This window comes from Microbacterium testaceum (assembly GCF_006539145.1).
Classification (GTDB): Bacteria; Actinomycetota; Actinomycetes; order Actinomycetales; family Microbacteriaceae; genus Microbacterium; species Microbacterium testaceum.
Genome location: NZ_BJML01000011.1, coordinates 49,139 through 62,008 on the forward strand (window position 1 = coordinate 49,139; position 12,870 = coordinate 62,008).

At 68.6% G+C, this 12,870-nt stretch carries 15 protein-coding genes; 9 read left to right on the plus strand and 6 right to left on the minus strand.

All coding sequences use genetic code 11. From position 1 onward, the window contains the following. Nucleotides 1-25: 25 nt before the first annotated feature. The 3 genes from MTE01_RS14600 to glgA all read right to left on the minus strand — a co-directional run bounded on the left by MTE01_RS14600 (nt 26) and on the right by glgA (nt 2,512). The gene (locus MTE01_RS14600) at nt 26-277 is read right to left on the minus strand and encodes a type B 50S ribosomal protein L31 (RefSeq protein ID WP_013586710.1); all 252 of its coding nucleotides are present in this window, start codon (nt 275-277) and stop codon (nt 26-28) included. A 129-nt stretch (nt 278-406) separates the two neighbouring features. Further along, nucleotides 407-1,189, minus strand: a complete 783-nt coding sequence (locus MTE01_RS14605; RefSeq protein WP_103209770.1) for an ABC transporter ATP-binding protein — start codon at nt 1,187-1,189, stop codon at nt 407-409. A 132-nt stretch (nt 1,190-1,321) separates the two neighbouring features. Further along, nucleotides 1,322-2,512, minus strand: a complete 1,191-nt coding sequence (gene glgA, locus MTE01_RS14610; RefSeq protein WP_141378201.1) for a glycogen synthase — start codon at nt 2,510-2,512, stop codon at nt 1,322-1,324. 76 nt (nt 2,513-2,588) lie between these two features. Here glgA and glgC point away from each other — a divergent pair, with 76 nt between their 5' ends. Continuing rightward, a complete protein-coding gene (glgC, locus tag MTE01_RS14615; protein ID WP_103209774.1) occupies nt 2,589-3,833 on the plus strand; it encodes a glucose-1-phosphate adenylyltransferase in 1,245 nt (414 codons plus the stop codon). Between the two features lie 166 nt (nt 3,834-3,999). On the opposite strand, the gene MTE01_RS14620 is transcribed toward glgC, so the two are convergent. Continuing rightward, entirely contained in the window at nt 4,000-4,473 is a 474-nt protein-coding gene (locus MTE01_RS14620) for an S-ribosylhomocysteine lyase (RefSeq protein ID WP_103209777.1), read from the minus strand. A gap of 162 nt (nt 4,474-4,635) precedes the next feature. Between MTE01_RS14620 and serB the strand changes: the two genes are divergently transcribed. Beyond that, nucleotides 4,636-5,277: a phosphoserine phosphatase SerB gene (gene serB / locus MTE01_RS14625; RefSeq protein ID WP_103210006.1), complete on the plus strand. Its 642-nt coding sequence runs from the start codon at nt 4,636-4,638 to the stop codon at nt 5,275-5,277. Between the two features lie 65 nt (nt 5,278-5,342). Then, nucleotides 5,343-6,020, plus strand: a complete 678-nt coding sequence (locus MTE01_RS14630; protein ID WP_103209780.1) for an alpha/beta fold hydrolase — start codon at nt 5,343-5,345, stop codon at nt 6,018-6,020. A gap of 129 nt (nt 6,021-6,149) precedes the next feature. Here MTE01_RS14630 and fabG read toward each other — a convergent pair whose 3' ends face one another. Continuing rightward, nucleotides 6,150-6,860, minus strand: a complete 711-nt coding sequence (gene fabG / locus MTE01_RS14635; protein ID WP_103209782.1) for a 3-oxoacyl-ACP reductase FabG — start codon at nt 6,858-6,860, stop codon at nt 6,150-6,152. A gap of 134 nt (nt 6,861-6,994) precedes the next feature. On the opposite strand from fabG, the gene MTE01_RS14640 reads away from it, so the two are divergent. From MTE01_RS14640 to MTE01_RS14660, 5 genes are all read left to right on the plus strand, one after another. Further along, nucleotides 6,995-7,711: a DUF4190 domain-containing protein gene (locus MTE01_RS14640; RefSeq protein ID WP_246078318.1), complete on the plus strand. Its 717-nt coding sequence runs from the start codon at nt 6,995-6,997 to the stop codon at nt 7,709-7,711. A gap of 112 nt (nt 7,712-7,823) precedes the next feature. Then, nucleotides 7,824-8,195 carry a DUF3099 domain-containing protein gene (locus MTE01_RS14645; protein WP_141378202.1) on the plus strand — a complete coding sequence of 124 codons (372 nt, stop codon included), beginning with the start codon at nt 7,824-7,826 and terminating at the stop codon, nt 8,193-8,195. Beyond that, nucleotides 8,192-8,398: a hypothetical protein gene (locus tag MTE01_RS14650; protein ID WP_103209787.1), complete on the plus strand. Its 207-nt coding sequence runs from the start codon at nt 8,192-8,194 to the stop codon at nt 8,396-8,398. Before MTE01_RS14645 ends, MTE01_RS14650 begins: the two co-directional genes overlap by 4 nt. 78 nt (nt 8,399-8,476) lie before the next feature. After that, nucleotides 8,477-9,373 carry an SURF1 family cytochrome oxidase biogenesis protein gene (locus MTE01_RS14655; protein WP_246078319.1) on the plus strand — a complete coding sequence of 299 codons (897 nt, stop codon included), beginning with the start codon at nt 8,477-8,479 and terminating at the stop codon, nt 9,371-9,373. A 21-nt stretch (nt 9,374-9,394) separates the two neighbouring features. Then, complete coding sequence (locus MTE01_RS14660; RefSeq protein WP_141378203.1) at nt 9,395-9,874, plus strand: GNAT family N-acetyltransferase; 480 nt, start codon at nt 9,395-9,397, stop codon at nt 9,872-9,874. A 44-nt stretch (nt 9,875-9,918) separates the two neighbouring features. Here MTE01_RS14660 and abc-f read toward each other — a convergent pair whose 3' ends face one another. Continuing rightward, on the minus strand, nt 9,919-11,517 hold the full coding sequence (gene abc-f / locus MTE01_RS14665; RefSeq protein ID WP_103210012.1) for a ribosomal protection-like ABC-F family protein: 1,599 nt from the start codon (nt 11,515-11,517) through the stop codon (nt 9,919-9,921). Between the two features lie 300 nt (nt 11,518-11,817). Between abc-f and MTE01_RS14670 the strand changes: the two genes are divergently transcribed. Beyond that, nucleotides 11,818-12,852, plus strand: a complete 1,035-nt coding sequence (locus MTE01_RS14670) for an iron-siderophore ABC transporter substrate-binding protein (RefSeq protein ID WP_141378204.1) — start codon at nt 11,818-11,820, stop codon at nt 12,850-12,852. Nucleotides 12,853-12,870: the final 18 nt, after the last annotated feature.

Below are 12,870 nucleotides of genomic sequence, written 5' to 3' on the forward strand. Positions count from 1 at the left end.
GCGGAGTGTCTGTTGACTTACGCCTTTAGCGTCCGCCAAAGTTCTTGAAGCGCTGGTTGAACTTCTCGACGCGACCGGCCGAGTCCATGATGCGCTGCTTGCCCGTGTAGAACGGGTGCGAAGCCGACGAGATTTCCACGTCGATGACGGGGTACTCCACGCCGTCCAGCTCGATCGTCTTGTCGCTGGACACGGTCGAACGGGTGAGGAACGTGTCGCCCGAACCGAGGTCGCGGAACACGACGGCCTTGTACGTGGGGTGGATGTCAGTCTTCATGGGAGGTCCTTTGAGAAGTGGTGTCCTGGATTCTGCCAGGACGTCAAAGTCTTCGGCGCCGATGGCACCAACGGAAGAGTCTACCAGGCCCCGACCCGAGCCGCCGTCACGGTCTCGGACAGCAACCGGTCAGGACGCGCGAGCAGCCCAGCGCCCCGCTTCGTGCGTGAGCGTGATGTCGAGACCGAACGTCTTCGACAGGTTCTCCTCCGTGAGAGCCTCATCGAGGGGCCCGGATGCCACCGCCTCGCCGTCACGCAGAAGCAACACGTGCGTGAATCCGACGGGAATCTCCTCGACGTGGTGGGTCACCATCACCATCGCCGGCGTGGTGGGTGCTTGCGCGTATCCCGAAAGCAACGCCAGCAGCTCTTCGCGCGCACCGAGGTCGAGGCTCGCGGTGGGCTCGTCGAGCAGCAGAAGCTCGGGGTCGGTCATGACAGCGCGGGCGATCTGCACGCGCTTCTGCTCGCCGTCGCTCAGTGTCCCGAACGTGCGGTCGGCGAGGTGGTCGAGCTTCCACTCGGCCAGCACCCGCAGCGCGCGACGCTCGTCGATGTCGTCGTACGCCTCGCGCCAGCGCCCGACGACGGAGAAGGCCGCCGTCAGCACGACGTCGAGCACGCTCTCCTCCGGGGGTACGCGACGCGCCATCGCCGAAGATGCGAAACCGATGCGGGGACGCAGCTCGAACACGTCGGTACGGCCGAGACGTTCGCCGAGGATCGTCACCGAACCGGACGTCGGATGCAGCAGCGTGTCGGCGAGCTGCAGAACAGTCGTCTTCCCCGCGCCGTTCGGGCCGAGGACGACCCAGCGCTGGTCATCCGACACCGTCCAGTCGAGGTGGGACACGATGTCCCGCGCGTTCCGGCGGACGACGACGTCGGAGAACTCGAGAACCTGGGGCATGGATCTAGCCTACTGTCCGAGACGGACGGAACCGGATGCCACGCGGCCCTGTGGAGGGCGGGTGGGGGACTTCTCCTCCCTCCCGGCGAACTCCGCGTACACCGTCGCGACAGGCGCCGGGAGACACCCGCTCTACTTCCCCGCGACCTCCGCGTAAAGCGCCGCGGTCGTCTCGGCGATCGCCGCCCAACTGAAGTCCCCGACCGCGCGCTGACGCCCGGCCTGTCCGTAGGCCCGGGCCTTCTCGGCATCCATCGACACCTCCGTCAGCACGCGGGCGAGGTCGGCGACGAAGCGCTCGGGATCCACGGGCGTCCCGGTGCCGTCCTGCACCTGGTCGATCGGCACGAGTCGTCCGGTGACACCGTCGACGACGACCTCGGGAATCCCGCCCGTCGCCGTTCCGACGACCGCGGCGCCGCACGCCATGGCCTCGAGGTTGACGATCCCCAGCGGCTCGTACACCGAGGGGCAGACGAACGTCGTCGCAGCCGTGAGAATCGCGCACAATTCGTGCCGCGGCAGCAGCCTCTCGATCCACACCACTCCGTCGCGGGTGGCCTGCAGACCCCGGACGAGCTCCTGCACCTCGGCCATGATCTGCGGGGTGTCGGGCGCGCCCGCGCAGAGGATCAGCTGCACCTCGGGCGGCAGCTGCTCCGCCGCGCGCAGCAGGTAGGGAAGGCCCTTCTGCCGGGTGATGCGCCCCACGAAGACGACGGACGGCCGCGAAGGGTCGATCCCCTGAGACCGCAGGAAATCGTCGTCCGACACCGGATGCCACGACTCGGTGTCGATGCCGTTGTAGATGACCCGCACCTTGTCGGGGTCGAGCGACGGATAGCTGCGCAGGATGTCGTCGCGCATACCCGAACTCACGGCGACGACGGCCGCCGCCCCCTCGTACGCGGTCTTCTCGATGTAGCTCGACACCGCGTACCCGCCGCCGAGCTGCTCGGCCTTCCACGGCCGGAGCGGCTCGAGGCTGTGCGCGGTGACGACGTGCGGGATGCCGTGGAGAAGGGATGCCAGGTGACCGGCGAAGTTCGCGTACCAGGTGTGCGAGTGCACAACGTCGGCACCGGCGATGTCCGAGACGATCGCGAGATCGGTGCCGAGGGTCTGGATGGCGCCGTTCGCCGACGCGAGCTCCGTCGGGACGCCGTACGAGGTGGTGTCGGCCTCGTCGCGCGACGCGCCGAACGCGCGGACCTGCACCTCGGTGCCCTCGGCACGCAGCGCTTTCACAAGTTCGGTGGCGTGGACCCCGGCGCCGCCGTAGATCTCCGGCGGGTACTCCTTGGTCACGATGTCGACGCGCATGAGACGAACCGTAGTACACGGCGAGACGCGCCGTGAACGTGTTCCCGCCCGCTCCCCCGAGCCCTAGGGTGGTGCCATGCCTGCAGCGCCGAAGGTCTTCGGAATCATCCTCGCCGGCGGCGAGGGAAAGCGACTCATGCCCTTGACGGCTGACCGCGCCAAACCCGCCGTGCCCTTCGGCGGTCAGTACCGCCTCATCGACTTCGCGATCTCGAATCTCATCAATTCGGGCCTGCGTCAGCTCGTCGTGCTGACGCAGTACAAGTCGCACAGCCTCGACCGGCACATCTCCCAGACGTGGCGCATGTCGCCCATGCTGGGCGCGTACGTCGCCTCGGTCCCGGCGCAGCAGCGACTCGGAAAGCGCTGGTTCTCCGGATCCGCCGACGCGATCCTGCAGTCGATGAACCTGATCCGCGACGAGAAGCCCGACATCGTCGTCGTGATCGGCGCCGACCACGTGTACCGCATGGACTTCAAGCAGATGCTCGACGCCCACATCGCCTCCGACGCGCGGGCGACGGTCGCCGGCATCCGCCAACCGATCTCTCTCGCGAACCAGTTCGGCGTCATCGACACCGACCCGACCGACCCCACCAAGATCCGCGCCTTCCTCGAGAAGCCGCAGAACCCCGAGGGCCTGGCCGATGCCCCCCACGAGGTGCTCGCGTCGATGGGCAACTACATCTTCGACGCTGACGCCCTGGTCGAGGCCGTCACCCACGACGGCGAGCTGCCGACCTCGGCGCACGACATGGGCGGCGACATCGTCCCCTACTTCGTCAATCGCGGTGAGGCCGCGGTCTACGACTTCAATCGCAACGACGTGCCCGGCTCGACGCCGCGCGACCAGTCCTACTGGCGCGATGTCGGCACGATCGAGTCGTTCTACGACGCGCACATGGACCTGATCTCGACCCTGCCCGTGTTCAACCTGTACAACAACGACTGGCCGATCTACTCGCAGACCTTCAACGCTCCGCCGGCGAAGTTCGTCCGCGACTCGGTCGGCCGCATCGGCAACGCGATCGACTCGATCGTGTCGCTCGGTTCGGTGCTCTCGGGAACGCACCTCGAGCGCAGCGTCGTCGGCCCGTGGGCCCTCGCGGGGGGTGGCTCAACCATCACCGACTCGGTGCTCTTCGACAGCGTGCAGGTGGGCGCGGGAGCACGCATCCACCGCGCGATCCTCGACAAGAACGTCGTCCTCGAACCCGGTGCCACCATCGGCGTCGACCGCGAGCGCGACCTCGCCCGCGGATTCACCGTCACCGAGACCGGCATCACCGTCGTCGGCAAGGACGTGCACGTCCACGCGTGACCCCAGAGGCCGATGACCTCGGATGCGAGAGGGGCGGTGACCGAACTGGTCACCGCCCCTCTTCTGCATCGGGAGGGGGTTCAGACCCCCACGCGCTCGACGGCGTCACGTGAGATCCGCGATGAGGCGGGTCGGGCGAGACGCGCTCGCACGGAGAAGCCCTCTCTCAGACCCCCACGCGCTCGAACGCGTCGCGCGAGATGCCCTTGGCGAGAACGGCCTTCGACCACTCCTTCGCGGTGTGCAGGCTGTGATCGCGGTAGTTGCCGCAGCTGAACGCATCGGTTCCCGGCACGTCGTCCCACTCGACCTCCTCGACGATCACGCGCAGCGAATCGGAGACGGCGTCGACGAGCGCCGCGACCTCGGGCTCGCCCCACATGATCACGTGGAAGCCGGTGCGGCAGCCGAACGGCGAGATGTCGATCAGACCGTCGATGCGATCGCGCACGAGGCTGGCGAGCAGGTGCTCGATGGTGTGGAGCCCGGCGGTGGGGATCTCCTGCTCGTTCGGCTGCACGAGTCGCAGGTCGAAGTTCGAGATGACGTCGCCACGCGGCCCCGATTCGGTGCCGATGAGGCGTACGTACGGCGCCAGGACCGCCGTGTGATCGAGGGTGAAACTTTCGACGTCGGCCATGAGGAGGTCCCTTCTGAGGAAGCGGGGGTACCGCAGAAGCCTACGGCGGGCTCACCGTCGGCAGACCCCGCGTGACGCCGTGCGACGCAGGCAGCCGCGTCTTCGAGCCGCGTGGACGTGACCCGGCGGGGCCTCGCTCCTCGAACCGCTAGCGTGGAGCGCGTGCCTGCGACCGCCCGTTTCCTTGTCGTCCTCGATGCCGATTCCACGCTGATCCGCAACGAGGTCATCGAGCTCCTCGCCGACGAGGCCGGCCGGGGGGCCGAGGTGGCCGCCGCCACCGAAGCCGCGATGCGCGGCGAGGTCGACTTCGCCACGAGCCTGCGCTCGCGGGTGCACGCGCTGGCGGGCGTACCCACCGAGGCGTTCGAGCGGGCGATCGCGCGCATCGACCCCACCCCGGGCGTGCGCGAGCTGATCGCCGCCGTGCACGAGCGCGGCGGGGTCGTGGGCGTCGTGTCGGGTGGGTTCCACGAGGTTCTCGACACCGTGGCTCCCGACCTGGGCGTCGACCTCTGGCGCGCGAACCGGCTCGTGGCCGTCGACGGAGCCCTCACGGGAGAGGTCGACGGAGACATCGTGGATGCCAGGGCCAAGGCCGACACGCTCCGCCGCTGGGCCGATGAGCTCGGTGTTTCCCTCCCTCTCACCTTCGCGATCGGAGACGGCGCGAACGACCTCGAGATGATGGCGACCGCGGGACTGGGGCTGGCATTCAACGCCAAACCCGCGGTGCGCGAGCGCGCGGACCTCGTCGTGGGGGCCGTCGATCTGTCTCAGGTCGTCGCGCTGCTCCCCCGCTGACTTCCGGGCCGCCCGCGCCGAAAGACCCCCTTTGCGATGTCGGAGGTCCGTTCTACCCTCGCCGCATGGACGTCATCCTGGTTCCCGGTCTGTGGCTCGACGCGTCGTCGTGGGACGACATCACCCCCGCTCTGGAGGCGGCCGGCCATCGCCCGTACCCGTTGACTCTGCCCGGACCGGCCGTAGGCGACCTGGTCGTCGACGACTGGGTCGATGCGGTCGTCCGAGAGATCGACCGCCTCGGCGATCGCGTGATCCTCGTCGGGCACTCGGGCGGCGGCAACGTCGTCTGGGGCGCGGCTGACCGCCGACCCGACCGGGTCGCGCGCGTCATCCTCGTCGACACGATCGTGCCGCATCCGGGGGCGACGATCTCGGAGTTCCCCGTCGAGAACGGCGTCGTACCCTTCCCCGGGTGGGACTTCTTCGATGACGACGACGTCGCCGATATCGACGACGAGACCCGTCGGCGCACCGCGGAGCACGTCGTCGACGTGCCCGGCCGCGTGCCGAGCTCACCGATCACGCTGAGCGACGAGCGACGTTTCGCCGTGCCCGTGACGATTCTGTCGGGGCAGCTCGATGCGGAGTCCTTCCCGCGCGTGCTCTCTCAGTGGGACGCCTACGCGCGAGAGGTGGACAAGATCGAGAACGTCGAAGTCATCACGCTCGATTCCGGCCACTGGCCGCAGTTCTCGCAGCCCGAGCGGTTCGCAGAAAAACTGGTCGCCGCGGTGCGGTGAGAGCTGTCCCGTCCCGGGCTCACGGCCAGCGCTGTAGCGCTCGACCACAAGCGCGTACCGCGTCGTCAGCACGCCAGTCGCCCGGGCGACTGGGGTGCAACCCGGGCCCGGCGGCGTGCATCCGAGGCCTCAGTGCCCCATGCCGAGACCGCCGTCGACCGGAATCACCGCACCCGAGATGTACGCGGCGTCGTCACCGGCGAGCCAGGTGACGACTCCGGCGACCTCCTCGGGAGAAGCGAAACGCCCCGCGGGGATGTTCTTCTTGTACTCGGCCTGGGTGTCGGCGGGGAGCTCGGCCGTCATGTCGGTCTCGATGAAGCCCGGAGCGACGACGTTCGCCGTGATGCCGCGACCGCCGAGTTCGCGCGTGAGCGAGCGGGCGAAGCCGACGAGGGCGCTCTTCGATGCGGCGTAGTTGATCTGACCGGCCGAACCGTAGAGCCCGACGACACTCGAGATGAGGATGACACGCCCCCAGCGCGCCTTGAGCATGCCCTTCGACGCGCGCTTGACGACGCGGAAGGCCCCACCGAGATTGGTGTTCACGACGCTGTCGAAGTCGTCCTCGCTCATGCGGAGCAGCAGGGTGTCCTTCGTCACGCCGGCATTCGCCACGACCACCGCGATCGGACCGAGCTCGGCCTCGACCTGCGTGAAGGCGGCGTCCACGGCGGCCGCGTCCGTCACATCGGCGCGCACGGTCAGGGTTCCCTCGGGGCCCTCACCGGAGCGGGCGGTCACGGCGACCTTCCACCCCTCGGCGACGAAACGCTCGGCGATGGCTCGACCGATGCCCCGGTTTCCTCCGGTGACGACGACGACGCGGTCCTGGGACATGGTGAGACTCCTGCGCTTGCGGTGACGGAACCGCCCCAGCCTACCGAGGCGACTCCCCGGCCCCGCCCGCCGAGGTTTGACACGGGGTCGGCACCGCTGGAACGCTGGACGAACGCGCGACGAAAGGGGCTCCCGTGAGCGACGACCGCACCACCGACCCGCAGCATCCCGAGCACATCGGGTCCGACAACACGCACGGCAGCGAGCAGCCCTCGTCGCCCTACGCTCCTCAGACCGAGACGTCCCCGGCTTCCCCGTACGAGGCGGCAGGGCCGTCGGCGTCCGCGGCACCTTCCGACGGCCCTTCGGCGGACGGTTCTCCGGCGTACGGCGCTGCGCCGTACGAGGCCACGGCGCCGGAAGCCCCGGCCTACGGAACGCCTGCACCCCCGGCGTACGGGGCGTCCGCGCCCGACGCCCCCGCCTACGCGACGCCCGCGCCCGACGCCGGCGCCGCCTACGGCGCCCCCGCCTACGGCGCGCCGGCGTACAACCAGCCCCCGACCTCGACCTACGGACAGCCCGCCTACGGCACGCCCAACGCGGCCTACGGGTACGGCGGCGCCTACGCCGCCCCCGCGCGCACCAACGTCCTCGCGATCGTGTCGCTCGTGGCATCCCTCGTCGGTTTCGTGCTCATCCTGCCGGTGGTCGGATCGATCGCCGGTGTCATCATGGGGCACATCTCGCTCAAGCAGATCAAGGAGCGGGGCGAGCGCGGTCGCGGAATGGCCCTCGCGGGCGTCATCGTCGGCTACGTGACCCTCCTTTTCGTCATCCTCTTCATCATCGGGATCTCGATCCTCATCGCCGGCAGCGCCGGTTCCAGCGGCTCGCGCTACGGCGCGTGACAATCGCGATAGGCCGCCGGGCGTTCAGGCGTCCGGCGGCTTGTCACGATGTCGAAGAGTCGGCGCGAGGGCGCACCCTGTGTCATCCCCACGGGCGTACCCTGATACCACTGTGAAGACATCGCACACCGCTCAGTCCGCGACGTCGCTCCCCAAGGCACCGAGGGAGGACGCCGATTCCCGTTTCACCAAGTACATGGTGATGATGGGGATCCGTATCGCGTGCTTCATCGCGATGGCCGTCATCACCCCCTACGGCTGGTACACCTTCGTGTTCGCAGCCGGAGCGATCTTCCTGCCCTACCTCGCCGTCATCGTCGCCAACGTCGGTGCCGATCAGGGCTCCACCGAGGCAATCGCTCCCGAACGCGCGCTCGAAGCTCCCTCGGCCACCCCCGCTCCCGCAGCCGCCGCCGAGGGCCCGCTCGTCATCCGTATCGCCGAGACCCCGCGCCTCGATTCCCCGCGCGACGATCGCTCGTGAACGACGAGCCCGCCGAGTGCTCGCGGGCCGGATGCCGAGAAGCCGCCGTCTGGTCGATCCACTGGCGCAATCCGCGCATCCACGCGGCCGACCGTCGTAAGACCTGGGTCGCATGCGACGAGCACGTGGCCTACTTGCGCGCGTTCCTCGGCGCCCGCGACTTCCCCGTCGAGGTTGCCGCCCTGTCGAGCGAACGCGCGTGAACGCCTCGCCGACGGACGTACCCTGGAAGACGTGGTCGGTTCGGTCGAGATGAACGTGTGCATCGGGTGGTGCGCACGATGAGCGAGCGCGAGATGCCCGCGGCCGGACGGTGGGCCATCTACGTCGGTATCGCGATCCTCTTCGCGATCGCCTGCGGGTTCCTCTCGAACTGGCAGTTCTCGCGCAACGCCGATCGCAGCGAACAACTGCAGCTCGTCGCCGACAACTACGACGCCACCCCGGTCCCCCTCGGCGAGCTGCTCGCTCCCGGCGCCGAGCTGAACCCCGGCGACGAGTGGCGCCCCGTGCGCATGCAGGGGCAGTACCTCACCGATGAGCAGCTGCTCGTCAGAAACCGCGCGCACGGGGGCTCGGCGGCCTTCGAACAGCTCGTGCCGTTCCGACTCGACGACGGTCGCACCTTCCTCGTCGACCGCGGGTGGCTCGCCCCCGGCAACCAGCAGTCGGAGCCCGACGACATCCCCGCGCCTCCTTCCGGCGAGGTGACGGTCGAGGTACGTCTGCGCCCCGAGGAGGCCGCCCCGACCTCGGGCCGCACCGCCGAGACCGGTCAGGTGCCGACGATCAATCTAGGACTCGTCGAGGAGCAGACCGGCCCCATCGAGCAGGGCGCCTACGGCCTGCTCATGTCGGAGTCCCCCGCTCCGGCCGCCGCGCCCGCCCCGGTCGACCCGCCGAGCAACGACCCGGGTCCGTACCTGTCGTACGCGGTGCAATGGATCCTCTTCGCCGTCATGGGCTTCGGCTTCATCACCTATGTCATCGTCAACGAGCGCAAGCTCCGCCGAGAAGAGGACGACGACGAGGACGACGAGCTCATCGAGCCCGTCCCGACGCCCGAGAACCCCACGGGTGAGCGCCGCCGCGTCGACCCGGTCGCCCTGCACCGCTCGCGCAAGCGCCCGAAGGACCGAGACGCCGACGACGAGGACGCCCTGCTCGACGCCCGCTGAGCGGAACGGCAAGATGGCGGAATGACCCCGATCGTGCGCCCCGCCACGGCCGACGACCTCGCCGCGGTACGACTCATCGGGATTTTGAGCTGGCCGCCCACCTACGGCCCCACGCGAGGCGCGGGCTACGTCGTCGCCGGGTTGGATCGTTACTGGAGCGACGAGGCGATCGGCACCGCGATCAGGGAGGAGCGCGTCGATGTCGCCTGCCGTGACGACACCGTGATCGGAATGAGCGAAGTCGACCGGATGGGCAACGATCTGGTGCTCTGGAAGCTCTACGTCGCACCCGATCAGCAGCACCGGGGTGTGGGCCGGCGGCTCGTCGACGCCGGGAAGGAGCGCGCCCGTGCCATCGGCGGCGACCTCGTCACCGAGTACGACATCGGTAACGCGACCGTCCGCGGCTTCTACCTCCGCCAAGGATTTCGCGACGATGTCGCGCCCTGGCCCGGCACGGATGCCGTGTGGATGCGCTGGGCGCTGTCCCGGCAGAGGTGACGCCGTGCCGGCACCCACGGCATCCGCTTTTGGCGGCGCTCGGCTTACGCCAGGGTGATCAGATCCGCGTAGTCGCGGCCCCAGATGTCTTCGACGCCGTCCGGCAGGATGAGCACGCGCTCGGGGTTGAGCGCCTCGACGGCGCCCTCGTCGTGCGAGACGAGCACGACAGCGCCCTCGTAGTGCGACAAGGCGCCCAGGATCTCTTCGCGCGAGGCGGGGTCGAGGTTGTTCGTGGGCTCGTCGAGCAGCAGCATGTTGGCCGACGAGACCACGAGGGTCGCGAGCGACAGGCGCGTCTTCTCGCCACCGGAGAGCACTCCCGCGGGCTTCAGCACGTCGTCGCCGACGAACAGGAACGATCCCAGCACCTTGCGGGCCTCGGTCGCGGTGATGTGCGGGGCCGACGACATCATGTTCTCCAGCACCGAACGGTTCACGTCGAGGTTCTCGTGCTCCTGGGCGTAGTAGCCGATCTTCAGACCGTGCCCGGGCTCGAGCTGGCCGGTGTCGGGCTGGTCGACGCCGGCGAGGATGCGCAGCAGCGTGGTCTTTCCGGCTCCGTTGAGCCCCAGGATGACCACGCGCGAACCGCGGTCGATCGCGAGGTCGACGTCGGTGAAGATCTCGAGCGAGCCGTACGACTTCGAGAGCCCGGATGCCATGAGCGGAGTCTTCCCGCAGGGCGCGGGCTTCGGGAAGCGCAGCTTCGCGACGCGCTCTTCGGCACGCACCTCGTCGAGGCCCGAGAGCATCTTCTCGGCGCGCGCGACCATCTGGTGCGCGGCCGCTGCCTTCGAGGCCTTCGCGCCGAAGCGCGCGGCCTGCAGCTGCAGGGCCGTGGCCTTCTTCTCGACGTTGACGCGCTCCTTCTTGCGGCGCTCCTCGTCGGCCACCCGCTGGCGCAGGTAGTTCTTCCAGTTCATGTTGTAGACGTCGATGACCTGGCGATTGGCATCCAGGTAGAAAACGCGGTTGACGGTCTCGCCGACGAGTTCCACGTCGTGCGAGATCACGATGAGCCCGCCCTTGTAGCCCTTGAGGAACTCGCGCAGCCACACGACACTGTCGGCGTCGAGGTGGTTGGTCGGCTCGTCGAGGATCATGGTCTGCGCGTCGGAGAAGAGGATGCGCGCCAGTTCGATGCGACGACGCTGACCGCCCGACAGGGTCTTCAACGGCTGATCGAGGATGCGGTCGGGAAGAGAGAGGTTGTGGGCGATGGATGCCGCTTCCGCCTCGGCCGCGTATCCGCCCGCCGCTTCGAAGCGCTCGGTGTAGTTCGCGTACTTCTTCATCGCCTTGGCGGCCACGGCGGGATCGTCGTCGCCCATCGCCATCGACGCCTCGTGCATGCCGAGGGCGAGAGAGCCCAGGCCGCGGGCGTCGAGGATGCGGGTGCGCGCGAGCATCTCAGGGTCTCCCGAGCGGGGGTCCTGGGGCAGGTAGCCCAACTCCCCCGAGCGGTCGACTCCGCCGTTCGCGGGCAGGAGGTCGCCGGCGAGCACCTTCGTCAGCGTCGTCTTACCGGCGCCGTTGCGCCCGACAAGGCCGATCTTGTCGCCGTCGGAGACGCGGAACGCCACATCGGACATGAGCACGCGGGCACCCACGCGGATCTCGAGGTCGTGCACGGCGAGCACAGCGAACGTCCGTTCTTCGGAGATGGGGAAATGGCCGACATGGCCAGCCACCCAGTATAAGACGCGCTCCTGCATGCCCGCCGACAGCGCGTTCAGCACCGCAGCGGCGGCGCGCTCGAAAAGGCTGCGAGGGAACGACGACTCGTCCGGATGCCGACTTCCCGACACGACGAAGACTTCGCTGTGCGGGTGTCTCGACGCCGAGGAGATCGGCCGATCCCGCGGCGTCTGAGTTTGCTTTTCGCTCCGTGGACTGACCTAAACTAAGCCTATCCTTACCTAACACGCAGGAGGCTCTTCGTGTCCCGATTCCGCGCACTGGCGGCACTCGCCGTCGGTTCCGCCCTCGTCCTGACCGGCTGCGCCGGCACCTCGGCAGCCGCCCCGGGCGCTTCCGACGATTCCACCGCGGACGGCGCATTCCCCGTGACGCTCACCAACGTCTTCGGCGAGACGACCATCGCCTCGAAGCCCGAGCGCGTCGTCACGGTCGACTGGGGCAACCAGGACGTCGCCCTGGCGCTCGGCGTCGTTCCCGTCGCCATGCCCAAGGTGATCTACGGCGACGAAGACGGTGACGGCCTGCTCCCGTGGACGAAGGACAAGCTCGCCGAGCTCGGCGCGCAGACGCCCGTCCTGATGGACGAGACCAACGGCTACGACTACGAGGCCATCTCCGACGCTCGGCCCGACGTCATCCTCGCCGCCTACTCCGGCATGACCCAGGAGCAGTACGACACGCTGAGCAAGATCGCGCCGGTCGTCACCTTCCAAGACGTCGCGTGGGGCACCACCTGGCAGGACATGACCGTCATCGACGGGACGGCTCTCGGGCTGAAGGACGAGGCCGAGAAGATGGTCGCCGACAAAGAGAAGCACATCACGGACGAAGCGGCGAAGTACCCCGCCATCGCCGGGAAGAAGTCGCTCCTCACCTACTTCGACCCGACCAACCTGTCGACGCTCGGCTTCTACAACACGCTCGACCCGCGCATGGGCTATCTCGAGGAGCTCGGCTTGGCCCCGTCGTCCTACGTCGCTTCGGAGTCGGCCGCGTCGAAGACCTTCTGGTTCACCCCCAGCACCGAGCAGATCGAGAACTTCTCCGACGTGCAGGTCATGGTCGCCTACGGCAGCGACGGCATGATCGCCGCGATGCAGGCCGATCCGCTGCTGTCGAAGATCCCGGCCGTGGCCGACGGAGCGATCGCCGTGATCACGAGTGGTTCCACCCTCTCGTCGGCCATCACCCCGACGCCGCTGAACATCGGATCGACCTACGGCGACGAGTACATCGGCCTCGTGGGCGCTGCGGCGGCGAAGGCCTCGTCCTGATGCCGATCCCTCACCCGT

Excerpts from the sequence above, each read along its gene's own strand:
- fabG (WP_103209782.1), bottom strand. The coding sequence starts at position 6,860 with ATGTCCCAGGACCGCGTCGTCGTCGTCACCGGAGGAAACCGGGGCATC.
- MTE01_RS14660 (WP_141378203.1), top strand. The coding sequence starts at position 9,395 with ATGACCCCGATCGTGCGCCCCGCCACGGCCGACGACCTCGCCGCGGTA.
- MTE01_RS14605 (WP_103209770.1), bottom strand. The coding sequence starts at position 1,189 with ATGCCCCAGGTTCTCGAGTTCTCCGACGTCGTCGTCCGCCGGAACGCG.
- MTE01_RS14630 (WP_103209780.1), top strand. The coding sequence starts at position 5,343 with ATGGACGTCATCCTGGTTCCCGGTCTGTGGCTCGACGCGTCGTCGTGG.
- MTE01_RS14655 (WP_246078319.1), top strand. The coding sequence starts at position 8,477 with ATGAGCGAGCGCGAGATGCCCGCGGCCGGACGGTGGGCCATCTACGTC.
- glgA (WP_141378201.1), bottom strand. The coding sequence starts at position 2,512 with ATGCGCGTCGACATCGTGACCAAGGAGTACCCGCCGGAGATCTACGGC.
- MTE01_RS14620 (WP_103209777.1), bottom strand. The coding sequence starts at position 4,473 with ATGGCCGACGTCGAAAGTTTCACCCTCGATCACACGGCGGTCCTGGCG.
- MTE01_RS14600 (WP_013586710.1), bottom strand. The coding sequence starts at position 277 with ATGAAGACTGACATCCACCCCACGTACAAGGCCGTCGTGTTCCGCGAC.
- glgC (WP_103209774.1), top strand. The coding sequence starts at position 2,589 with ATGCCTGCAGCGCCGAAGGTCTTCGGAATCATCCTCGCCGGCGGCGAG.